This is a genomic window from Microcoleus sp. N3A4 (genome assembly GCF_036701805.1).
Classification (GTDB): domain Bacteria; phylum Cyanobacteriota; class Cyanobacteriia; order Cyanobacteriales; family Microcoleaceae; genus Microcoleus.
On the sequence record NZ_JAUBRJ010000033.1, the window covers coordinates 41,005 to 64,762 of the forward strand.

The following is a 23,758-nucleotide window of genomic DNA, read 5'->3' on the forward strand; positions in this document are numbered from 1 at the left end:
CAACTTAGAACATCCGAACACACACTACAATTTCGGCAATCAAAAAGTATAAAAGGATGTTAGCCATCAAATGCTACAAAAGGTAAAACTTCATAACTTCAAAAGTCATCAAGATACAGAACTTAATTTTGATAATTCACGCCTACACGCACTCGTAGGACAAAACTGTTCGGGTAAAACATCAGTGTTGCAAGCAGTGCATTATCTCAGTCGGCTTGCTAATTCATCATTTGAAAATATTTTTCAGCATGAAATAGCGCCTCAATTTATTACAACAATTGGGCAAGATAATATGTCTGTTAGTGCAACTGGTTTTTGGAAAAACCCAGATATAAATAATTGGAAAGCTTCCTATAAATGGAGCGTAGACGTTAATCATGGGTGGGCGTTTAGAGCATCATGGAATGCCAATAAAAACCCGGAATATAGGCAAGTAATCTCTGAAACTTCCTTAATGACTACGGAAGAGCCAATTCAGCAATCTTTGAGAAACGCAGTTCATCTGAAGCTAGTAGCTACTAACCTTGCTAAAGCAGCTTACAGTGATGCAATTACACCGCGAGTTGAGTTCGATGGTTCCGGGTTAGCACCTACCTTAGACTATCTTCGTGACGAAGCTCCAGATAAATTTAAATCTTTACAGAAAATGTTGAAACGGATTGTACCAGGTGTATGCGAGGTAGGGGTAAGGCGAGCTAAGGTTATGGTCAATCGCCAACGCTTAATCGAAGTCGATGGCAAATCTATCTCCTACGAAGAAAGTCAGGAAATTGCAGGGCAAGAAGTTGTCTTAGACATGAATACTGGTAAGCGTATTCCAGCCCATGCCATTAGCGAAGGCACAATGCTCGCTCTCGGATTACTGACTGTTTTGATGAATCCCAATCAACCTAATTTAGTGTTACTAGATGATGTTGAACAGGGACTCCATCCAAAAGCACAACGAGAATTAATCGCTGTTTTCAAGGAAATTATTCAAGCCAACCCCAATCTGCAAATTATTTTTTCTACCCATTCTCCTTACATTGTGGATGAACTTATTCCTTCTCAAGTTCATGTATTAAGTAATAATAACTCCGGTGTGACTCGTTGCAAACGATTGGATGAACATCCTGATGTAGAATGGGCCAAACAAACTTTAACCACCGGAGAATTCTGGGATGCGGAGGGAGAAGATTGGGTGGTTGCAGGGGAAATCAATGATTGAGTTTGTTGTAATTGTGGAAAGTAGCGCAGACGCACGAACCGCTACTAAATTAGCCGATCGCATTTTAGTAGAAAAAATTGAGTGGTTAGAGCACGAGACGCTGCAACATCTAGTTCAATGGAGTGGTTTAGAAGCTGGCACAGAGAATTCTTGCTGGAAAAATATTAATCAAATTATAGATAATTTCCAACAAAGCTTAGGATTCCGTCCTCCAAGGTATTTAGGTCATCGTAAAGATGGAGCATTAAAAGCTGATGGTGCAGCAGCTATAAAAATTCTGAATTTAGTACGATTTATTCAAAAAACACGACAGATTGAAGCAGTTCTCCTAATCCGCGATCTAGATAATCAACCTGAACGAAGACAAGGGATCGAGCAAGCGCGTTCAGAACACATCGATCGACAACCTAAATTAGCAATTATTATTGGTACAGCCGATCGAATGCGGGAAGCTTGGGTGTTGAATGGGTTTATTCCATCTAATCAAGAGGAAAAACAAATTCTTCAAGAGATAACGACCGAATTGACGTTTAATCCTTGCGAAGAGTCACACAGGCTGCGATCTAACTCATGGGAAGAACCCGATCGCATTAGAAATCCTAAAGTTGTTGTCGAAAAGCTAACAGGTGGCAAGATGGAACGCGAACAACAGTGCTGGGAAGACACGAGTCTGGAACTTCTACGAAAAAAAGGTGTTCATACAGGCTTAACAGCCTATATTAATGAAATCGAGGAACGATTAATTCCAATTATTTCATATGACTAAAAGACTAATTCAGGATTTACGCATCACTTCTATATTGCAGGTTTGCACTGCGCGCCTTACCGCGATGAGTAGCGCGTAAAATTACTTCTTGCATAAGTCCTGTTCATTCAAAACTAATCGGTATCCCCAGCAATTTCACCCGCAGTCAATCCAGCTTGAAAAACTTGTTGCGCCGTCAATTTAAACTCTGGAAAAGCTGCGGACTCGATGTTGTCATCTCCCCGAAATTGACTAACTTCATACTCATCATCAACCAACCGATAAATCGAAATAGTCGGTTGCTTGGGATTCCCGATAAACCTGCGGCCGCCCAAACCGAGATAATCAACAATCCAGTATTCAGGAATCCCGATTAGTTCGTATTCGCCTACTTTTTTGATGTAGTCATCTTGCCAGTTAGTGCTAACTACTTCAATAACCAGCGGAATAGATGCCCCTTGAGTCACAGTTGAGAACTTTTTCCACAAAGGTTCTGATGCTAAGTTGGGGCGATTCAAGATCGGAATATCGGGCGAATAAGCTGATTGGTTTTCCAGTGGCTTAACTAATGCTTGTTTGGGGATGAAGTACGGAAGTTTTACCTTTCTAAACTCAGCAGTTAACTCTGAGGCTAAAAAACCGATAACTTCTTCATGGTCTCCTAATGGCTGTGACATTTCAACAATCTCTCCATTGTGCAGTTCATAACGTCCGTTTTCTGGCTTCCATTCCGCAAATTCTTCAAAAGTTAGCGGTTTAGTTGCAGTTTGAATCATGGCTATTCTCCTTAGTGATGACTGGGGCGGGCTATTCTGCTCACCCCACAAGATAACTCACTCTGTGTGGAACAGGCCGGAAAGCCTGTTCAATAAAATAAGGCTAAATGCAAGTTCCTACCTATATTATATTATCAATTCCATATCCAATGCCCAATGCCCAATGCCCAATGCCCAATGCCCAATGCCCAATGCCCAATTCCCAATTCCCAATTACCATTTTATCAATTGTGCATCTTGATTAAAAAACTTCCGAGACAATCCCTCAGTCAACAGCAGAGTGGCGATTAAAGTTGCCAGCGCTAACACAAACATAATCAAAATCTGGTAAGATGCTGCATTGAGAGGACTGACACCGCTCAGCATTTGACCTGTCATCATCCCGGGTAAAGTCACGATTCCTACGACTGTCATTGTGTTTAATGTCGGGATTAATCCAGCTTTGATCGCATCTTTGCGGTACTGTTTTACGGCTTGCTGCGGGGTCGATCCTAAACTTAAATGGGTTTCTATTTCTAACTGGCTGCTATTAACTGTACTGAGAAGTCTTTCGCCGGCGATCGCCCCGGAGTTCATGGCATTGCCCAATATCATACCCGCTAAAGGAATCAGGTATTGCGGTTCGTACCAAGGGTCAGGTTGCAAAATTAGCAAGTTTGTATAGGCGAGAGTAAACGCCGTACCGATCAATATTGAACCCGAAACTAACGGGAGTAGGTTCTTGATTTTTTTGCTGATGCGGTTGCTGGCAACCATGCTAGCTGTTGTCAGCATGATTGCTAAAACTGCTAAAACCAGCCAAGGATTTTTACCCTCGGGATCGAATATGACAGCGAGCACGTACCCGACTAAGATTAGCTGGATCAGGGTGCGCCCCGCGGCGATCGCGATCGCCCCCTCCAATCCCAATCCCTGCCACGCCGAAAGCCCGATCGCGATCGCCACCATCCCCAAAGCCCAACCCAAATCAGTTAAATCTAGCGGAATTAACACCGGCGCACCCTTTCGATAATGTGATTGTTTGCCTGTCCAAATATAAGATATTTGAATAAACGTTTCTGGAAAACAGTTTTGCTGCAAGAATTTGCTTTGATGATGGTTGAAATTTGTGGTGTGAAGAGTGAATAATGTTCCCCCCCTCGACTTAACCCGCCAGTACGCCTTAATTGGCGACGAGATAACTGCTGCGGTGCAAAAAGTGCTTGCCTCTGGCGGCTACGTAGGCGGCCCCGCCGTAAAGAGTTTTGAACGAGAGTTCGCCGACTACACGGGAGTTTCCGAGTGCGTGGGCTGCAACTCCGGCACAGATGCGCTGATTTTGGCTTTGCGAGCTCTCAAAATTGGCCCCGGCGATGAAGTGATTACCACTCCTTTTACCTTTTTTGCTTCGGCTGAGGTAATTAGCGCCGTCGGCGCAACTCCCGTATTTGTCGATATTGACAGCGGGACTTTTAATCTGGATGTCGAACTCCTCGAAGCGGCAATTACTGAAAAAACCAAGGCAATTATGCCAGTCCACATCTTCGGCCAACCGGCAGACATGACTCGGTTGATGGAAATTGCGACTCGGCACAATTTAGCCGTAATTGAAGATTGCGCCCAGTCTGTCGGCGCCGAGTGGCAGTCTCGAAAAGTCGGCAGCATCGGCCATGTCGGCTGCTTCAGTTTTTATCCAACCAAAAATTTAGGCGCTTGCGGTGACGGAGGCGCGGTGACGACAAACGATCGAGCCCTCGCAGCTTCAATGAGAATGCTCAAAGAACACGGACAGTCTTCTAGGTATTTCTACGAAGAAATCGGCTGCAACAGCCGTTTAGACGCCCTGCAAGCGGTGATTCTCAGCATTAAATTGCGGTATCTCGACAGTTGGAACGCCCAGCGGCGGGAGAAAGCCGAACTCTACAGCGAATTTCTCTCCCGCGTGCCCGGAGTTGCCCTCCCCAAAGAATTACCGTTCGCAAAAGGAGTTTGGAATCAATACACGATCCGGCTGACAACTCCAGAAGACGCGCAAAATCCCTCTGGCAATTTTCGAGATTGGATGCGGGCTCAGTTGCAGGAATGCGGCATCGGTTCGATGGTTTACTATCCGTTACCTTTGCACCTCCAACCTGTTTACAAATCTTTGGGCTATCAAGCAGGTCAGTTGCCGCAGGCCGAGCAAGTTTGCCGCGAAGTCTTGTCTTTGCCGATGTTCCCGGAACTGTCGAGGGATCAACAAGAGCGGGCGATTTATGGTCTGAAAGATTGCTTGGCTCAGTCCGTGAAGTTTTTTGACTGAACACTTGTACTTTTATGTACTATATTTAATGAAAAGAAACAAATTTAGGCTGGCAATCCGCCTCGAACGGGTGCATTTTCCGCTCGCCTAAAACTTGGAATGCGATCGGTCAATGATGAAGAAGGAAAAGGGAAGAAGGAAGAAGGAAGAAGGAAGAAGGAAGAAGGAAGAAGGAAGAAGGAAGAATTAAAGAATGTTGGAACTTTCGACTTCTAATCCCTGATGCCCGATGCCCGATGCCCGATGCCCGATGCCCGATGCCCGATGCCCTATTCTCGATTTAACCTGTAATTTTCAGAAGATAAGAGGAAAATAAACGAGTGCCTCAGTATCAATTCACTCAGGCTAGACGCTACGATCGACAAGCGATCGCTCAGTATTACCGCAACCGTCCTTGGAAAGCAATTTGGCGAGCAATTACCGTTATTTGGTCTTTTGCAGGCTTTGTCATCGGGATGCTGTGGGACAGTTGGCAGCACGAAGTCGCAGCACACCAGCCGGAACGGGCCACCCACCTGCGACAAATACTCACTCGCTTGGGCCCCACTTTCATTAAAGTCGGCCAAGCTCTTTCTACCAGACCGGATTTGATCCGCAAAGACTTTCTCGAAGAATTGATCAAACTTCAGGATCAGTTGCCGCCGTTTGACTCCGTGCGAGCTTTTGAGATTATTGAAGCGGAACTCGATCGCAAAATTAGCGAAACCTACAGCGAAATCTCCCCCGAACCTGTCGCCGCGGCAAGTCTCGGTCAAGTCTACCGAGCTCGCCTCCTCACCGGGGAAGCAGTAGCAGTCAAGGTTCAGCGACCGAATTTGCTACCAGTCTTGAGCCTCGATCTTTATTTAATGCGCTGGGCGGCTGGATTGTTGGGCCCGTTGCTGCCGCTGAATCTCGGTCACGACCTTTGTTTAATAGTCGATGAATTCGGTATCAAATTGTTCGAGGAAATTGATTATATCAATGAAGGCCGCAACGCCGAGAAATTTGCTACAAATTTTGCCGACGACCCGACAGTAAAAGTTCCGAGCATTTACTGGCGCTATACTTCAAACTGCGTTCTCACTCTCGAATGGATTGACGGCATCAAGCTGACAGATATGGAACGTGTTAAAGCCGCAGGTTTGGATACCGATAGTTTAATTGAAGTCGGAGTCCGCAGCGGTTTGCGGCAGTTGTTGGAACACGGATTTTTTCACGCTGACCCCCATCCGGGAAATCTGTTTGCCTTAGCGGACGGCCGCATGGCTTACATTGATTTTGGGATGATGGATCAGATGGAAGAAACAACTAAAGAAACTTTGGTTGATTCTGTCGTTCATTTGATCAACAAAGATTACTTACAGTTAGCCAAGGATTTTGTGAAACTTGGCTTTTTGACTCCAGATACAGATATTATGCCGATCGTCCCGGCGCTGGAATCTGTGCTCGGCGATATCGTCGGCGAAAAGGTGTCAGATTTTAACTTCAAGACGATTACAGACCAGTTTTCGGAGTTGATGTACGATTATCCTTTCCGAGTGCCGGCGAAATTTGCCTTAATTATTCGCTCTCTGGTGACAGAAGAAGGTTTGGCCCTGACGCTGAATCCCGATTTCAAGATTGTTGAGGTGGCGTATCCTTACGTAGCGCGGCGTTTGTTGAACGGGGAATCTCCGGCACTGCGGCGGCGACTGATTGAGGTATTATTCAAGGATGGCAAATTCCAGTGGAACAGGTTGGAGGAGATGATCGCGATCGCCCGATCCGATCGAAGTTTCGACTTGCTCCCCACCGCCCAACTAGGCTTGCAATTTTTGCTGTCAGAGGAAGGGTCGTTTTTGAGACGCCAGCTAATATTAGCTTTGATTGAGGACGATCGACTCCACACCGAAGAAGTTCGCCGCCTGTGGAACTTAGTCAAGGAAGACTTGCAACCAGGTCGCCTGTTCAACGTTGCTCTAGGCGCTTTGGCGGAGTTTTCCACAGAAGGAGCCGCGGCGCTGACTCGGTTTTAATTAGAAGGAAGAAGGAAGAAGGAAGAAGGAAGAAGGAAGAAGGAAGAAGGAAGAAGGAAGAAGGAAGAAGGAAGAAAAATAATTCTACTCTTGCCAATTGCCAATTCCCAATTGCCAATTCCCAATTGCCAATTCCCAATTGCCAATTCCCAACTTCCAATTACCCAAATTAAGGAATTATTCGTGTATTATTTTCCCGAACCTCCATATTTTTTAATGTCCGCTGGATTACTAGCAGGTATGGCTTCCGGTGTAGCCTTTGAAGCAACTCTCAAACAAGCCGTACAACTGTGGTCTAAAAATCGTTCTACTCGCACTTTGGCTAACCTGCAAGGGCTACAATTGCTGATACCTTTTCTGGGAATGGCTGGCGGAATTTGCGTATTTTTAGCTTCGGGGATGGAGATTTTTGGCTTCCCAAAATTACTTTCTTATGTTCTAGCTTTGCCACTGACGGTACTCACGGGCTGGCTAGTTTGGACTCAGTTGGGTAAGCTTTTAATCGAGCTAGAACGCGGAGGTTCCAAAGCGCTGGATCTAGATTCTTTTGAATGATGAAAGTTAACTATTAACCCTCTGTTCCTGAGAAGGAAGGGGGTTGATAGTTCTCTAATGTTATCCTAATTTGATGCTTTTTGAACCGCAGAGGGCGCAGAGAACGCAGAGTCAGAGAAAAAAGAGGCTCACAATTTATGCAGGAATTTCTGTATAAAATTTCAACAAATATAAAATCTAAAATCTAAAATCGAATGGGTAATTTTATTGTTACGGGTGCAGCAGGATTTATAGGCTCTAATCTAGTAGAAACTCTTTTAAATCGAGGGGAGAGGGTGATAGGTGTTGACGAGTTCAACGATTACTACGATCCGGCTCTCAAGCGCAAGAATATTGCACACTTTGATAAGTATCCTGGTTTTAAATTGGTGGAAGGCGATATTTTATCTCTGAATTGGCGATCGCTTTTATCCGATACAGAGGTGATTTTTCACCAGGCGGCGCAAGCGGGAGTTCGTGCTAGCTGGGGCGACGGTTTCCGCAGCTATACCGAACGCAATATTAACAGCACTCAAGTATTGTTAGAAGCGGCCAAAGATGCGCCAAGATTGCAAAAGTTTGTTTATGCTTCATCGTCTTCAATTTACGGAAATGCTGAAGCTTTCCCCACGAATGAAAACGCTTGTCCGCAGCCGGTTTCTCCCTACGGAATTACGAAGTTAGCCGGTGAACGTTTGTGCGGACTTTATTACAAAAATTTTGGGGTTCCGACTACTTCGCTGCGCTATTTTACGGTTTACGGGCCGAGACAGCGCCCCGATATGGCTTTTCACAAGTTTTTTAAGTCGATTTTGTTTGACGAGGCAATTTCAATTTTCGGCGATGGATTGCAAACGCGGGATTTTACTTTTATCAGCGATTGCGTTGCTGCGAATTTAGCGGCGGCTGAGGTTGCGGAAGCTGCGGGGGAAGTTTTTAATATTGGCGGGGGAAGTCGGGTAGTTTTGAAAGAAGTTATTGATACAATAGAGAGAATTGTCGATCGACCTATTCGGATAGATTTTACTGAAGCTGCGAGGGGAGACGCGCGGCACACTAGCGCGGATGTGTCTAAAGCCAAGAAAATCTTAGGTTATCAGCCGCAAGTTGCTTTAGAAGAAGGTTTAAGGCGCGAATGGGAGTGGATTCAGTCTTTGTACAGTTAGATGCTATCTATCCCAAAAATTCCGCAACTTAAATTGAACATTATTAAGTTTTTGAATTGCCCAACTTTTGAGATTTCTCTGCAAGCGAACCAGCAAATTTGGAGGCGCGAGTTTTGGCTGTGTTTCCGGCGAATTCAAATATCGGTAGTGCAGAAATACGTCTCGGTAGGGAATCTCAACATCTTCGCCAGCACACAATCGAGTAAACTTTGCAGCCGAAATACTCATGTAGTGCAAGTAAGTCAGCCGCCGTCCTTTATCGTATAGAACATTATCTATCACATCAAATTGAGAAGACCAATGATTTCCCGTTACCTGTTCGGGTTGATGATAAGCAAAGTTATAAAAAGAGATGCCGCTGCGGGCGACTAAATAGTTAAATAAAGGTTGGTCTGTTCCCCGCAAAGACAAAATTTCTGCTTCTCCTGAAGTCAATTTATCTAAAAGCTGGATTGAGTTATTTCTATTTAAAATACCTTTTTTTGAAGCAAACCAACCTGCACAGAAAATCCGAGATTGCAGTTTGTCAATATTAAAAATATGTGAGAATTTATCGGATGATAAATCAAATACATAATTAGGGTCAGACTTGTATTGAAAATCGTTTGCTACCCAATCAAATTCATCAAGCTTTTGATAGATGTAATTTAGAGAACCCATTAACAGAGTGTCCGCATCAAAATAGATAAATTTATCAAAAGGGCCGTCAAAACAGCAAAATTTTCGGTGCATTCCCAAACAGTGAACTTGCCGCCAACCTTTAGCTTGCCAAACTTGTTGAGCTTTGCGGTGAGATGTCCAAGCTTGAGTTGCAAAACTTTCCCAAAAATTGATGGAGTCGGTATTTTCAAAGAGGGTGACATTGTGTAGGGGGGAAATGTGCGATCGTACTTTTTTTAGGTTATCATCGAAGGGAATAATGCAAACAGGAATATCTTTTGCCCCGTTGACCTCAAGACTGTTCAATAAAGCGACTAAGTGGTCGAAAACAACATCGTTTGCCAGAATATAAATGCCATCAGCCATCGGATTTTAGATTTTAGATTTTAGATTTTAGATTTTAGATTGAATAATTCTACTCGTTACTAGGTGCAGCCTGTAAACCAATTAATTTCTTATTCCGCGTGGACTTCGTTTGTGTGCTTGCGTTGCTAGCGATTTCAATCGCCGTGTGACTACAAACAATATTATTTACCATGCCAATATCGAAATATTTTTTGCACTAAATTTTGTTTTTTCTCTTCCTCATTGAGATAACGATAATGTTTCCAAAGTTTCCAATAAGGGCTACCCGATTTAATCGGTATTCCAGCCCAGTGAAGATATTTTAACCTTTTGCCTTTGTCATAAAGAACATAATCTATTTCTTGAAAATGCTTGGAACCCGCCCAGCTTCCAGGTTCTGTTGGTGAAGCTGTAACAAGATTGCAGCGTTTGGGAATCAGCTTGAGAATGATATAATTTAGTATAGGTTGGTCTGTGACATTTTGAGTAAAATCAAAATATTCTCGATGCTGCGAACATTCTCGCAAAATTTCATACATTTGGGATTCTGCAATAGTTCCTTTCCGGGAAGCCCAAAAGCCGCTGTTGAATACATCTTGAAGTTCTAAATCTGTGAAAATAAGCTGTTCTTTTACAACAGGTGAAAATACATTTCGCAGTTTTTCGCTGAGGTGGTGGTAGTCGCAGCAAAAGAAATCTACTTCTGATAGTTTGTTTAAGTTGGCTGCGATGTCTTCAAAGACGATGATGTCGGTATCGATGTAGAGAAATTCGTCGAGGGGGCCAAACCAGGCGGCGAGTTTTCGCATTTTGTTGGGGAGGGCTAAAAAGTTGCGATCGAACATTTGGCCAATTTGTCTGGTAAACTGTTCCACAAACTCCAGATTTGGGAACAATTGCACCCCGTGGAGACTGCTGAGTGCGGCTGCTACTTGCTGATAATTGTCGTCGAAGGGAATCAGAAAAATTGGTACTTGACAATTGTACATACGTATGCTGTTTAGAAGGGCGATCGCACTTTCGATCACCTTATCATTCGCAACAATATAAATACCGCGACTCATACATTTATCCTCAACCTTCTCAATACCCTTTTTAACAAATTCGGCGTCAAAACCTCAGTATAAGACTTTAGCGCTTGGGCAAAAATTGGACGCTTGGACGGTTCGCGGAGATAGCGGTAATGCAGGAACAAATCGCGATAGGGAAACTCAATATTTTCCCCTGCACAAACTCTCCGAATTAAATCCGGCTGCACACCAATATAATGAATGTAAGTAAGTCGGTTTCCCTTGTCGTACAAAATTTTATCTTGTTCTTCAAAATGTTTAGAAGTGACGCTGCACCCAGTTTTTTCCACATCCGGGAGGCTATAAGCAAAATTATAGCTATTCACCTTATTTTTCATCACCATATAATTGAGCAACGGCTGTTCTCCCGCACCTGCATAGAGAATTTCCGCCTCGCCAGATTGCAGTTGAGCTAACAGCCATTCTCTAGTATTTCTGTCAAACAATCCTTGCTTGCTGGCGTAAAATCCCGAACAAAATATTTCCGATTCTATCCGATTTTGCTCAAAAGTTTCGAGGAGTTTTGGTGACTGAATATTGTATACTTTAGTTGGGTCGCGAAATTGAAAATCATAAACCACAAAATCCGATTCCTCTAACTTCTGAAAAACCGCATCAAGGGAATTCATCACCAAAGTATCGGCATCCATGTAGATAAACTTTTCAAACGGGCCGTCGAAAGCGCAAAAGCGCCGGTGTGCGCCGTAAAGCCGGAATTTTTTGCGGTTCAAACGCTCTGGTGCGGCTGCTTGCATGAATTCGTCCCATCGCTGAATTGAGGCGCTATCTTCATAAATAAAGACGTTGGGACGGTTGACGATTGCAGCTTTTATTTGCTCTATCTGCTCGTCGAAAGGATAAATGCAGACGGGAATATTTGAGCCTAAGATAACTTCAATACTGTTGAGCAAGGCAATTAGTTGGTCGTAAACTGTATCGTTGGCTAGCGTGCAAATTCCATTCATATATAGTAAAGAAAAAGTGCAGAGGGCTAAAGGGTAAAAGGATAGACAAGAGTCCTCGCGGAAAAACTATGCCGAGGGAGAAACCGACGCTACCGCTACGCGAAAACCCATCCAACTCCACCTACTGCTGTTGCCCGCCGAGTCCGACAAGCGAAAGGCACAGCGGCAATTGACCGCAAGGTGGAACCAAGAACCTCCACGCTGCACTCGGTTATTATCTGTGCCAGTTTCCCAGGAACTTCCGTCAGTTGGTGCGCCGTTATAGTTGCTGTGCCACCTATCGCTGCACCATTCCCAAACCTGACCGTGCATATCGTACAGCCCAAAGGCATTAGGAGGAAAATTCCCTACATAGGTTGTTTGTTCGGGGTAAAGTGACTTGGGTACATTTGCGTAGGGTCTGTTTCCGTCATAGTTAACATCGTTGACTAATTCCGGGGTAATGCTTTCGCCAAAATGAAATGGGGTTCTTGTTCCCGCGCGACAGGCGTATTCCCATTCTGCTTCACTAAGGAGACGATACTTTTTCCCGGTTTTTTGCGATAGTTTGCCACAGAATTCGACAGCATCGGGCCAGGATACACCTACCACAGGAAGTTTTTCACGTTTTAACAAACATGGGTTGTTTCCCATCACTTCTTGCCACTGTGCTTGGGTGATGGGATATTTTCCTGCATAAAAAGCGGGTACTGTTACTTGATGCTGCGGACTTTCACAACTGTCTCTACCTTCCTCTGTTGCTGGCGAGCCCATCATAAAAGTGCCGCCGGGAATCGATACCATTTCCAGCACAACTCCGTTCCCTAAGTCTTCTGCGAAGAAGTGAGCATAATGACGGCTGCGACGGTTTTCTTTTCCATACGAATCAACTGTTATTACATCAAAGTCAAAAATAGGCAAATATTTTTGTAACTGCTCTTTGATACTTGGTTCATCTCTATCCTTCAGCAGCGAATAGGCTGTAAATTTCACCGCCATTGATTCATCTTGTAGTGCCCCAATTATTAAATCTAAACCTGCATCTCCATATTGGAGCGCTTCAGACAGTGCAGCAATTTTCACCTCGACAATTGGTGAAGCCAAACGACTCTTAACGCCTGGAATCCCGCCTAAGACAGCAGCACCGAGGGGGGGAGGATTTTGACCGCCGAGTACGGCATCGTATTCTCTGGGTTGATTTTGGTTTTCTGTCATTGCGCTATTTCCTGAGATACAAACTTAGACAGCCAATTGAGCAAGTTCAATTCGTGGAGAATGATTTGTCTGGCTTCAGCAATTTTCTCCCTCGCTTCATGCCAATAATCCGCAGTAGCAACCACCTCTTTAATAAATTCTACTCCTTTCTCATCCAAACTCGGCAGCCTCAGAAAACTCCCCGCCGGCAACAACTTATCCGCCGCCGAACCGCCGTAATAAATTGGCAAACACCAAGCTAATAAAGCATCCCAAAGCTTCTCGCTGACATACCAATCGTTTTCGGCATAATTTTCTATAGCTAAGTTGTAATAGTATGGTGCGACGGCGTGCCATTTATTGTTTACAGTGCCGTTTCCCTGTGCCCAAGTTGGCAAGTTTCGCCCGTAAAGGTCAAAATCCAATTCTTGCGATCGCAGCAATTTGATAAAGTCTAATCTCTGGCGGTGATTGGCGGTGCGGCTAACACCTGAAGTTATCCAAGAACAGGATTTAGTTTTTGGCGGCGCGGGCATTTCATCCAGTTCTCGAAACGAGTTAGAGTGATACCAAATCGCGGGCATATAATTGGGGTTTGGTGCGAAATCGTCTGGGCCGGAAACGTAACCGCAATAAAGTTTGGCTTGTTCGTAGTTGGCTTTGGTAATTTCAATAACTTCTGGTAATGGCGGCTCGCGGATTAGGTAAATTATGCGTTCTTTGGGGACTCCGCGCAGTTTTTCTCGAATGTCGTTTTCTGGAGTTTGGGGGCTTGGACGGCGGATTTTGTCGAGCCAGGATTGCTTTTTGGAAGGTTGGGGAAAATCGAATTGATACATGAGTAAAAAGTCTGGTTCTGGGTGGTTGGCGAGCATTTGAATGTTTCCCCATTTGCCGAAGTTGTGGGGGGTTTGTTGCCACAGCCAGTCGCTTTGGTTCATGCCTGGATAGGTGGTGATTGTGCCGATAATTTTTTGCTTCATAATTAGTAGTATGTAGGGTGCGTCAGCTTGGGTGATTTTCGCAATAATTGATAATTTAAAAGCTGACGCACCGCACAGTTAATGGTGCGTCAGTTTTGATAATTTTATCAATTGTCTGTCGCCTGCGGACTGACGCACCCTACCAATGACTCATCTACATAACTCAAAATTCTCTCGATCCTATTTTCCCAGGAAAATTGCTTGACAAGATTCAATGTTTCTGCATAACCTTCGATTTTCCTCGGATATTTGGTTAAACAATCTCGAATGCTTTGCGCGAATTTGTGCGGGTTATCCGGTTCGCACCAAGTTGCTGCTATATTTCCCGATTTAAATTCCATTAAAGATGCAATCTCCGTCGCTACAATCGGAGTTCCCGATGCCATATAATCAAAGAACTTCAAAGGAGATGTGAAGGTCGCGGCTTCTGTCAAACAGTGCGGGTGAGTCAAAACATCGGCTGCTTGCAGCAAGCTAGCCAGTTGATTTTGAGGCAGGTAGCCGAGAAATTTAATGTTGTTAACTTGCTTGTCTTTGGCTAATTGCTGGTAGGCTGTTACTTGGGATGAATCACCGCCTGCGATCGCAAATTGAACCAGCGGCAATTCCTCAGCCACATCCACTAGCATATCGACACCTTTAAACGGGTAAAGTCCCCCTGCATAAACTGCTAAATACTGTCTTCCATCTGTTAATAACTGCTGTCGCCAATTCTGGGCAGCTTCAGTTTGTCTCGCGAGAAACAAATGGTTAAAACCGTTGTGCAGCATAATTACTTTTTCCGGTGGCATCCCATTCTTAATCATGCTGTCTCGGACAGTATCTGCAACAGTTACAGCAATTTGAAATAGAGGATTGCAAACGATTTCTGGCTCAAAATTTTTGTCTTCGTGGTGGTGCTGTTCGTAGATAGCGGGAATTCCGTTTTTAACTGCTGCTTTGACAAAGTTCCAGTCGCGGGTGTGGACAATTTTAGTGGATTTAAGCAGGTGAATTGGTAAATAGTATTTTGACACGATCGTACTCGCACTCGTCCACTTGCTGTCCCAAAGGTCGATCGGCCACGGCATCGGTAAATCTGCTACTTTTAATCGATCTTGAATATTGTATATTTTTGCGAGTTTTTCATCCGGTTTTCTCGGTTTAAAAGGACGAAGTAAATCAACGGTATTCCAAGCATTCCATCCTTTGCGGAGGTATACCAAAACTGCTGGATAACCGAGATTTGCTGCGGCATTTGCAGAGTGGACAACTTGAACTAAGCTCGCTACATTGGGTTGCGGCAAGACATTTCTGGTAAAAAATACATAATATTTGGACATGGCATTGGCCAAACAGGGCATCGGGCATTGGGCATTGGTAAATTGGATTCAGTGCGAGCGTCTCGCTCGCGATCCATGCCGCGAGCGACACGCTCGCACTACATATAGCCTTTCTCAAAAAGATGAGGTATGACTGACAGCTTACATAACCACCCAGACGCTTGAGGGCTGAAGCCCAACTACGTACCTCATCTTTCTGAAAACCGCTATAATTCCGATCCTATCGCATTTGATATCACCAATAACCAATAACAAACAACAAATAACCAATAACAAACAACAAATAACCAATAACTACTTTTTAACAGCTTGACGCTTAATAGTATTTTCTATAAATTCTAAAGTCGTGAAAATATTAGCAGCCGAGTGAAAGGATTCTCTGATTAACTCGTCTCTTTCTTCGGGAGAGTCTACCATTTCATCTACTAGCAATTTGAGGTAAGCTATCATGGGAGTCAGGCGAGTGCGAATTTCGTAAGAACCTCTAATTAGAGCTTCATCGCGAGCGGTTTCTTCGGCAAATTGCACTGAATACAAGCGCGTGTAGTAACCTCCTTTTGCGAGCAATTCTTCGTGGGAGCCAATTTCTACTACTTGTCCGCGATCGATCACGGCGATTTTGTCGGCTTTTTGGACTGTGGAGAGGCGGTGGGCGATGACTAAGGTTGTGCGATCGCAACTCAAGTTCTCGATCGCTGCTTGCACGTACCTTTCCGAAACCGTATCCAGCGAACTCGTTGCCTCATCTAAAATTAAGATTTCCGGGTTTTGCAGCAGGGCTCTAGCAATTGAAATTCTCTGACGCTGCCCTCCCGATAATATCACCCCCCGATCGCCAATTTGAGTATCCAACCCCTCCGGCAACAGTTCGATAAACTCGTAAGCATTCGCTCCCTTCGCCGCTTCCACAATTTCTTCCTCAGTCGCTTGGGGCCTAGCGTAAGCAATATTTTCGCGCACTGAAGCATTAAACAAAAACGTATCTTGGCTAACAATACCCATCGCTTGTCTGAGACTTTTCAGCTCAAATTCGCGCAAATCCCTGCCATCGATCGAGATATGACCTTCAGTAGGATCGTAAAATCTCGGCAGTAAATCTGCCAAAGTTGACTTACCAGAACCCGAAGTTCCTACCAAAGCCAACGTAGTGCCGTGAGGTAGAAATAAATCAACTCCTTTAAGAACTAAATTTTTGTGATTCGGATAACTAAAAGATATTTTATTAAAATGAATTCCCGATCGCAAATGATTGTAAGGCACAGAACCGTTCAGCATAAACGGCTTGTCATCGCAGCTCAAAAAATCATTGACCACCTCTACACTAGCCGATGTATTCGCAAATTGACTGCGCCCGCTATTCAACTGAGAAATGAAAGGAATCAACCGAAAAAGTACCAATAAATATGTCAACAAAACTGTAGAAATAGACTCTATTTCATTGGAAAATATTGTCCGACCTATAAAGACAATCAAAATAATAACTATCACATTAACAACTTCGTTAATTGGGGCGATCGCCGCATAATTTACCTGAGCCTGAAAATCCGCTTGTTCTCGCCTGTGAATTAAATGCTTGATCCGCTCATACTCCCTTTCCTCGTTCCCGGTTGACTTGACCAGCCGAATCCCAGTCATGGTTTCGAGCACCCTAACCGAATAATCTTTCGACATTTCAGAAAGCAGGTGGCCAAAATGCTTGGAACGGTTAATAATATGTTGATTCGTCCAAGCAACTAACGCCAGCAAAACTGTAGATGTCACCGTCAATTTCCACGAAATAGAAAGCAACAAACCCACAAACACCAAAACGGTGATTGAGGTAGTAAACATTCCGATCGCGGTGCCAACTGCACTAGCAGTCCGACCAATCTCTCCGCCCAATCTATTAATTAAATCCCCGACTTTAGTTTTAGAATAAAAATCTAAATCTACTTCTAATAACAACCGCAAACCTGCTTCTCGCAAATCAAAAGTCAGAGATCGCGTCAGAGAAGTAGCTACTAAAGTATTGATATAACTCGCAACATTTTTTAAAATAATGGCCAGAACAATCGCCACAGTCATCAACATTAAACGCTGATTTTGGGGCATTCCCTCAAAGGGATACATCAAAGTTTTAATTAAAGATGGAGCCCCGCGCAGCTCAATAGCTTCCTCTAAAAAACTTAAAAGCACTGGTACAATCAGAGTAGTGCTGATACCGTTGAATAAAGCCCCAGAAAAGCCCAGCATAACAGTTAGCACAATCCTGCCGGGATATCGTCTGGCAAATTTTAGGAGTAGCTTATTGGCAGACATGAAGCATTCCCAGCTAAACAGTACGGCATCTCAAAATATTCTTTAATTACAGCCAGTGTTTCTTCCTCCATTCAGTCGCTTGAAAGTTAGCTCGATATACCTGAAATTATATCTGAAAGTATCGGTGCCATTACTTGAATGCTATATTTTTTCACGCATCTTTCCCGAGCTTTCATTCCTTGCAAATTCGCGGCGGTCAAATTTTGAAATATCCATTTAATTTTTTGGGAAATTTGAGCGGGAGAACTCGGATCGACTAAATAACCTGTTCCCCCTAAAATTGCTGGAATATCCCCCACTCGCGTAGACAAAACAGGCTTAGCCATTGCCATGCCATCTGTCAGCTTGAGCGGAAACTGAGCCACGGCTGTGAGAGTTTCTCGCTGAGGAACAACGACAACGTGAGCCGCCGCTACAACGGACGGCATCGTCTCCACTGGAAACCTTGGCAGTTTAACAATCCAACGCCCCCATTGTTTCACAAGTTTATCATCATAATCATCATAAGGACTCCCACCGACGATCGCTAATTTTAAATCGGGCTCATTTAACTGTTCGAGGGCCATCAAAACATCCTCAACACCTTTGTGAGGTCGCGGTGCCCCGGGAAACATCAGAACTCTATACCCGGACAAGCCGTAACGCTGCCTGCTCAATTCAGCATTGTATTTAGCGGGGTCGAACATTTCAGTATCTTTGCCATTCGGCAAATACACGCCCCCAAAACGCTGTTTTAAAAACTCAGTATCGACGGTGACGGCATCAGCACGGGAAACTAAACTTTCCATCCACTTGACATATAGCGGATGATCTGGTTCTCTCAATTGACCGTTTTGTTTGAAAATATCTCGATAAAGTTGTTTGAAAGAGGGACGGTATTTCCATTCATCTCCACCGAACCAGCTAAGTTCCCAGTCATCTATATCTAAAATGACAGGGCGGCGAGTATCCAGTTTTTTTAGCAGCGATAAACCAAAGCTTGTAGGTTTAGGTTTGATTGCATAAATAATATCCCCATCTATTTTCCCCCAAACTCTTTGAGCACCCATCACAAACCCCGGATCTTTTTTACCAGGTATCGCACATACCGGGATGTCTCTGGGAGGAATAGCATACAATTCCTTGCCAAACTGAAATCCGACAACTTCTACCTCACATTTAAGCTCGATCAGGACTTGAGCTAAGAGAAAAGCACGAATTGCACCTCCTCCAGACAAATCGCTCACCACTAATGAAACTTTCACTTGGTAATTTATTTTGAAAAAATTTGCTTTATTTTCCTGCTTAATCGAGCTTTTGTCAAGGGTAGCAAAGCAAAAAATACTTGTTTGAGGGAAATCCTCGGATCTTTTAAGGCTAAAGCATCTTTGATTTCTTGTCTTAATTTGGTGGCTTCTGATACTGTTCGCAAATAAAACTGCGGATGAATTATGGAAAGCTGAAAGATGTTAGTTCTATCTGCCTCTTTTTGCAAGACGGGATTTGTTGTTAAATATTCCACTTTCGCAAATATAAGTATATTTTGGGCATAGTACCATTTTACTCGATCGTTTTGCCATATTTTATTTCTCACGCAGTCAATCGCCACATATCCTTGCTCTTGAAATAGTTTCGCCCAATAGTCTGGCCACTGTTCGTTAACGTGATTTGTTCCCCCTTGAAATGGTACTGCGGCAGAGAATAAAATTACTGGACCAAGTTTCACTAAAGACTCTACAAATACCCGGGCGCACTCTGAGGGCAAGTGTTCTGCCACTTCTAAGGAAACAACTAAATCAAATTGTTGTTCGACGGGCAAAGGCTGGGTTAAATCTAATACTAAAAAGTTGGCATCTGAAATTTGTAGCATTTTTGGGTCAACCCAATCACCGTCGATTCCCAATATATCTTGAACGCCGAATTCTTTGAAGGCTGACAGCCAAGCCCCCGTACCGCAACCGACATCAATTACTCGCTTTGGCTGCACGAATTTCCAAAGGATAGGGATAATTTCTGTGGCTGATTCTTGGGAGGTTTTTTGCAAGTATTGATATAATTCTTTGGTATAATGTTGCACAGCCTAGAGTAGTAAGTTGGTCAAGTTTATTTTAAACGCCAGGGATTGTTAAGTTGATTTGGCAAAAATATTTTAGCCATGCGATCGACTATTCTAGTAAAGAGCGATCGCGTCACGTTCTTCGCGTACTGAGGGCGGTAAGGATAAGTGCAGTGCATTACCTTAATCGGTTTGTCGATCGCATAAACATCTTTCCACTTATCCAAGTAGTTGTAAACAGGGGACAAAGTTTTCATTTGCGGTTTCACAGCTTCAACAGCCGCCGCAAAAGCACCTTGATCCTTCAATAATAGCACATTTTGATTGACAACTACTATTTCAAAATATTTTTTGAATTTTTGGAAAAACTCATAATTTTTACTGCTTTTTTTAAAGGCGATAAATCCGCCATTGTATTGAATGCTCTTTTCGCTTAGCGGCAATCCGACAGACTGCAAAGTTGACAGAATATCTTGCTTAACTCTTAATAAATTGACCGCTTTAGCGATCGCAGGCTGCACATCTTCCGTCACCAACAAATCCACCTCATCAAGATCGGCAAAAACCTCATCTATTGGCGACAGCAAACAAATATCGCAATCCATATAAATAGTCTTGTCAAACAAAGATTCTCCGTACAAAGCCAGCTTAGCTTGCCGCGAGGCTAAAACAGGATTTTCGTGAGACGGTGCAGGTTTCAAAATGACATTTCCGAAAACCTGAAGTAAAGGATATAAAATTTGAGGAACTCTATCTATTAAAATAATAATTGGTTCGCGGTGAAACTTCCTAACAGACGCCAGAAAATGAACGCAATCTTGGAAAGAGTAAAGACCAGTTAAAATAGTGATAAATCCCTTAACTGCTAATTTATTTGAATTCATTAATTTACTTATTTACAAATTTATTTAGTTGTTTAAATAGGTGCTTAAAAATAAATATTACACGGGTAAAATGGGTTTTTAACTTCTCTTAATCGCATAAAGTAAGCTCGAATCTGGTCAGCGTACTTCCGCAAATTGGGCTTATCTTCTACATTTAAGGGTAAGGTGCGGAAGGCGCACCCTAAATACTAAGAGTTGTGGCGTTTTTGGTGCCACTGCCAAGCATGGGAGATAATGTTCTTAATGTCAGGATATTCTGGAGACCAACCCAAGGTTTTGATGGCTTTCTCGCTGCTACCAACCAAAGCAGGCGGGTCTCCCGGACGCCGATCGCACTCAACAGCCTTAATCTCTTTTCCCGTCACTTGGCGAGCCGTTTCTATCACCTCTTTCACCGAAAACCCGCCGCCATTTCCCAAATTAAAGAAATCAGATTGACCGTCATTTAACAAATACTCCAATCCCAAAATGTGAGCCGACGCCAAATCGTTAACATGAATGTAATCCCGAATACAAGTACCGTCAGGAGTATCATAATCCGTGCCAAAAATCGCGATCGAATCTCGTTTTCCCAAAGCAGCAAACAACACCAGCGGAATCAGGTGAGTTTCTGGATTGTGATCTTCTCCTAACAACCCGTTCGGATCTGCACCAGCCGCATTAAAATAGCGGAAACAAACAGACTTAAAATTGTACGCAGCGTCAAAATCCGACAAAATCCGTTCTACCATTAACTTAGTAGCACCGTAGGGGTTGATCGGGTTTTGTGGGTGGTCTTCTGTGAGCGGAATTTTCTGCGGTACGCCGTAAGTCGCGCAAGTAGAAGAAAACACAAATTTCTTCACCCCAGCAGCGAGCATCGCTTCCAAAAGCGTAATAGTGCCGATGACATTGTTGCGGTAATATTTAGCTGGGTCGGTAACAGATTCGCCCACGTAAGCGTAAGCAGAAAAGTGCATTACCGCATCAATATTGTGGGTAGCGAACAGGTTGTCTAGAAGATTGCGATCGTTCGTATCGCCAACTACCAACTCCACCTGCAAAACCTGCTCTACTAAATCTCGGTGGCCGTAAACTAAATTATCTAAAATCACCACACCGTAACCGGCGTTTTTCAGTGCTAACACCGCGTGAGATCCTATATATCCAGCTCCGCCCGTCACTAAAATAGTTGGCTTTTGTGAACTCATTTGATTCTGCCTGTTTTTGTAGCTGCAAGTGTCGATTACGTCGATTATATCGTGAATTTACAAGTTCAATCGATGAACTTGAGGCGACCAATTTGGAGATAATCAAATATCCGATTGATTTGATGTCGCTCCTCCTCTGAAATTTTATCATCAGAGAGGATAGCAGAAGTCAAAACTAAATGTTCCCGGCGAGAGATTTTGCCAGACGCGACAATCCGATCGACCATTTGAAATATTGTTACGTTCGATTTGTTTTGAGACGTTCGCATAAGTCATCGCGCTTTTATGTCAGAATAATCATAGCAGCTTGCAGTTCTTGACGAACTAGCTCAGCGTTTACATTCATTGTAAGTAAAAAGTTACTGTTGAGAGGCAGTTTTATATGCAGGTTTATCGGCTTCCGGTACTGTCCGACAACTACATTTTCTTGCTGCACGACCCCGATCGCCGCACAGCAGCCGTCGTCGATCCAGCCCGATCGCAGCCAGTATTAGAGCAACTGCGATCGCTCGGAGCCGAATTAACCGCAATTTTCAACACGCACCACCACAGCGACCACATAGGCGGCAATCAGGAACTGATCGATCGTTTTCCTCAAATTAAAGTTTACGGCGGCGCAGAAGATAGAGGCCGAATTCCGGGACAGCAAGTGTTTTTACAAGCGGGCGATCGAGTTTCTTTCGCCAACAGAACCGCCGAAGTCTTTTTTGTGCCCGGACATACGAAAGCTCACATCGCTTACTATTTCGCCCCCAGCAACCCCAGCGAAACTGGCGAGTTGTTCTGCGGTGACACCTTATTTGCTGGAGGCTGCGGCAGGCTCAAAGAAGGCACTCCCGCCCAAATGTTAGCCTCTCTGGGGCAACTGCGAAACTTGCCCGACAGTACGAGAGTCTGGTGCGCCCACGAATACACGCTGAACAACCTGCAATTTGCCTTGAGTGTGGATGGCGACAATCTAGATTTACAGCACCGCTTCGCCGAAGTCAAGGAAGCGCGCAGTCGATCGCAACCTACAATACCATCATCGATCGGCATCGAAAAAAGCACAAACCCATTTTTGCGCTGGGATTATCCCAACCTCCAATCAGCCGCCAACACCCGCGATCCAGTGCAAACCTTCGCTCGATTGCGCGGCATGAAAGACCGATTTTGATCTTAACGTTTTTGTTTCTTCAGGTAACTCTTAAACTTGAGTATCGGTTCCCTCAACCACTGGTCAAATCTTCTGTATTTTAGCTTAAATCTCGACAGCGCATTAAACTTATTTGGAATTTTTTTCAGTTCGTCCTTAAACGGTGTCTGAGACACCATATCGAGCCATAATTGATTGGGGGCGGAGCTTTCCCACGGTTTCGGTTTCGATATAAAGTGCATCACTTTAGTTGACATATCTTCAGTATTGTGGTTGTTCCATATTTGCTCTAATTGCTTCCACCTTCCCGCTAAAAATGAATTTAATGCACCCTGATCGTGATCGATCCAAAGGTTGGATAGAGCGTTTTGTATCAACTTTTCCGACAGTTGCTCTTCCTCCCAAAGCTTCAAGTTGTAAACTAAAACGCCACCATTTAAATAAGGGTTTCGATCTTGAGAATTGTTGGGATTTCCCCAGACGTTGGGTGCGGCTGCTAGCGGCATTGTTTGAAGATCCAGATTCCACAGAGGCTCTAAACTTCCCAGAACGATCGCGTCGCAGTCGAGCCAAATCAGTTTTTCTGTTGCCTTGGTATATTTTCGCGGCTCCAATTTAACGTAAGTAAGTTTAGAACCTGACAGCGAAAGAAGTTGGTCGTAATTAGATTGCAATTCTTGCCATTCAATCTGGTATTTGCAGCAATTCTGTAACTGTTCCTTTTGCTGTGGATCTATCCCGATAGATACAATGCTAATTTTTACCTGATCCTCCCCAGATTTGCTAGCATTGAGATCTACCGACTTAAGAAGTGCTGCTAACCCCAGAATATAGTTGCGATCGCCGGCAGTGAATATGTGCATAGGATTAAGTTAGTGAAATGAACAAAGGTAAAAGACGCGAGGTCAAACCTGACAAAAACGCGGGCAAGGAAGGAAGCAGGCGGCTCTGTATTGCGGTAAATGCGATCGCCCGTTGACCGTTGAGACGGT

General features: G+C 44.0%; 22 protein-coding genes. 7 read left to right on the top strand and 15 right to left on the bottom strand.

The genetic code is table 11. From position 1 onward, the window contains the following. Positions 1 to 70 precede the first annotated feature (70 nt). Complete coding sequence (locus tag QUA56_RS19560) at positions 71 to 1,207, top strand: AAA family ATPase (RefSeq protein ID WP_333360571.1); 1,137 nt, start codon at positions 71 to 73, stop codon at positions 1,205 to 1,207. Then, positions 1,200 to 1,973, top strand: a complete 774-nt coding sequence (locus QUA56_RS19565; protein ID WP_333360573.1) for a hypothetical protein — start codon at positions 1,200 to 1,202, stop codon at positions 1,971 to 1,973. The genes QUA56_RS19560 and QUA56_RS19565 overlap by 8 nt, the downstream gene beginning before the upstream one ends. A gap of 113 nt (positions 1,974 to 2,086) precedes the next feature. On the opposite strand, the gene QUA56_RS19570 is transcribed toward QUA56_RS19565, so the two are convergent. Beyond that, on the bottom strand, positions 2,087 to 2,728 hold the full coding sequence (locus QUA56_RS19570; protein WP_333360575.1) for a Uma2 family endonuclease: 642 nt from the start codon (positions 2,726 to 2,728) through the stop codon (positions 2,087 to 2,089). 213 nt (positions 2,729 to 2,941) lie between these two features. Next, on the bottom strand, positions 2,942 to 3,721 hold the full coding sequence (locus QUA56_RS19575; RefSeq protein WP_333360577.1) for an ABC transporter permease: 780 nt from the start codon (positions 3,719 to 3,721) through the stop codon (positions 2,942 to 2,944). Positions 3,722 to 3,848: 127 nt separating this feature from the next. Between QUA56_RS19575 and QUA56_RS19580 the strand changes: the two genes are divergently transcribed. The 4 genes from QUA56_RS19580 (at position 3,849) to QUA56_RS19595 (ending at position 8,706) form a co-directional block, all read left to right on the top strand. Beyond that, positions 3,849 to 5,009, top strand: a complete 1,161-nt coding sequence (locus QUA56_RS19580; protein WP_333360580.1) for a DegT/DnrJ/EryC1/StrS family aminotransferase — start codon at positions 3,849 to 3,851, stop codon at positions 5,007 to 5,009. Between the two features lie 320 nt (positions 5,010 to 5,329). Continuing rightward, positions 5,330 to 7,006 carry an AarF/ABC1/UbiB kinase family protein gene (locus tag QUA56_RS19585; protein ID WP_333360582.1) on the top strand — a complete coding sequence of 559 codons (1,677 nt, stop codon included), beginning with the start codon at positions 5,330 to 5,332 and terminating at the stop codon, positions 7,004 to 7,006. 90 nt (positions 7,007 to 7,096) lie between these two features. After that, positions 7,097 to 7,561 carry a hypothetical protein gene (locus QUA56_RS19590; RefSeq protein ID WP_333360584.1) on the top strand — a complete coding sequence of 155 codons (465 nt, stop codon included), beginning with the start codon at positions 7,097 to 7,099 and terminating at the stop codon, positions 7,559 to 7,561. Between the two features lie 194 nt (positions 7,562 to 7,755). Further along, positions 7,756 to 8,706 carry an NAD-dependent epimerase/dehydratase family protein gene (locus QUA56_RS19595; protein ID WP_333360586.1) on the top strand — a complete coding sequence of 317 codons (951 nt, stop codon included), beginning with the start codon at positions 7,756 to 7,758 and terminating at the stop codon, positions 8,704 to 8,706. Between the two features lie 3 nt (positions 8,707 to 8,709). On the opposite strand, the gene QUA56_RS19600 is transcribed toward QUA56_RS19595, so the two are convergent. The 12 genes from QUA56_RS19600 to QUA56_RS19655 form a co-directional block, all read right to left on the bottom strand. After that, complete coding sequence (locus QUA56_RS19600) at positions 8,710 to 9,732, bottom strand: Npun_R2821/Npun_R2822 family protein (protein ID WP_333360588.1); 1,023 nt, start codon at positions 9,730 to 9,732, stop codon at positions 8,710 to 8,712. Positions 9,733 to 9,893: 161 nt separating this feature from the next. Next, positions 9,894 to 10,775 carry an Npun_R2821/Npun_R2822 family protein gene (locus QUA56_RS19605; RefSeq protein ID WP_333360590.1) on the bottom strand — a complete coding sequence of 294 codons (882 nt, stop codon included), beginning with the start codon at positions 10,773 to 10,775 and terminating at the stop codon, positions 9,894 to 9,896. Further along, on the bottom strand, positions 10,772 to 11,746 hold the full coding sequence (locus QUA56_RS19610; protein WP_333360592.1) for an Npun_R2821/Npun_R2822 family protein: 975 nt from the start codon (positions 11,744 to 11,746) through the stop codon (positions 10,772 to 10,774). Before QUA56_RS19610 ends, QUA56_RS19605 begins: the two co-directional genes overlap by 4 nt. A 66-nt stretch (positions 11,747 to 11,812) precedes the next feature. Next, positions 11,813 to 12,940 carry a formylglycine-generating enzyme family protein gene (locus QUA56_RS19615; protein ID WP_333360594.1) on the bottom strand — a complete coding sequence of 376 codons (1,128 nt, stop codon included), beginning with the start codon at positions 12,938 to 12,940 and terminating at the stop codon, positions 11,813 to 11,815. Beyond that, entirely contained in the window at positions 12,937 to 13,902 is a 966-nt protein-coding gene (locus tag QUA56_RS19620; RefSeq protein ID WP_333360596.1) for a glycosyltransferase family 10 domain-containing protein, read from the bottom strand. The genes QUA56_RS19615 and QUA56_RS19620 overlap by 4 nt, the downstream gene beginning before the upstream one ends. Positions 13,903 to 14,009: 107 nt before the next feature. Continuing rightward, positions 14,010 to 15,245: a glycosyltransferase family 4 protein gene (locus QUA56_RS19625; RefSeq protein WP_445242928.1), complete on the bottom strand. Its 1,236-nt coding sequence runs from the start codon at positions 15,243 to 15,245 to the stop codon at positions 14,010 to 14,012. A gap of 273 nt (positions 15,246 to 15,518) precedes the next feature. Next, positions 15,519 to 17,522: an ABC transporter ATP-binding protein gene (locus tag QUA56_RS19630; protein WP_333360598.1), complete on the bottom strand. Its 2,004-nt coding sequence runs from the start codon at positions 17,520 to 17,522 to the stop codon at positions 15,519 to 15,521. Positions 17,523 to 17,608: 86 nt separating this feature from the next. Next, positions 17,609 to 18,766, bottom strand: a complete 1,158-nt coding sequence (locus QUA56_RS19635; protein WP_333360600.1) for a glycosyltransferase family 4 protein — start codon at positions 18,764 to 18,766, stop codon at positions 17,609 to 17,611. A gap of 8 nt (positions 18,767 to 18,774) precedes the next feature. Further along, complete coding sequence (locus tag QUA56_RS19640) at positions 18,775 to 19,578, bottom strand: class I SAM-dependent methyltransferase (protein ID WP_333360602.1); 804 nt, start codon at positions 19,576 to 19,578, stop codon at positions 18,775 to 18,777. A 26-nt stretch (positions 19,579 to 19,604) separates the two neighbouring features. Then, positions 19,605 to 20,441 carry a hypothetical protein gene (locus QUA56_RS19645; RefSeq protein ID WP_333360604.1) on the bottom strand — a complete coding sequence of 279 codons (837 nt, stop codon included), beginning with the start codon at positions 20,439 to 20,441 and terminating at the stop codon, positions 19,605 to 19,607. A 188-nt stretch (positions 20,442 to 20,629) separates the two neighbouring features. Further along, the gene (galE, locus tag QUA56_RS19650; RefSeq protein WP_333360606.1) at positions 20,630 to 21,631 is read right to left on the bottom strand and encodes a UDP-glucose 4-epimerase GalE; all 1,002 of its coding nucleotides are present in this window, start codon (positions 21,629 to 21,631) and stop codon (positions 20,630 to 20,632) included. A 65-nt stretch (positions 21,632 to 21,696) separates the two neighbouring features. Next, a complete protein-coding gene (locus QUA56_RS19655; protein ID WP_333360608.1) occupies positions 21,697 to 21,900 on the bottom strand; it encodes a hypothetical protein in 204 nt (67 codons plus the stop codon). A 113-nt stretch (positions 21,901 to 22,013) separates the two neighbouring features. On the opposite strand from QUA56_RS19655, the gene gloB reads away from it, so the two are divergent. Beyond that, on the top strand, positions 22,014 to 22,787 hold the full coding sequence (gloB, locus tag QUA56_RS19660) for a hydroxyacylglutathione hydrolase (RefSeq protein ID WP_333360610.1): 774 nt from the start codon (positions 22,014 to 22,016) through the stop codon (positions 22,785 to 22,787). Positions 22,788 to 22,789: 2 nt separating this feature from the next. On the opposite strand, the gene QUA56_RS19665 is transcribed toward gloB, so the two are convergent. Beyond that, complete coding sequence (locus tag QUA56_RS19665) at positions 22,790 to 23,629, bottom strand: glycosyltransferase (RefSeq protein ID WP_333360612.1); 840 nt, start codon at positions 23,627 to 23,629, stop codon at positions 22,790 to 22,792. Positions 23,630 to 23,758: the final 129 nt, after the last annotated feature.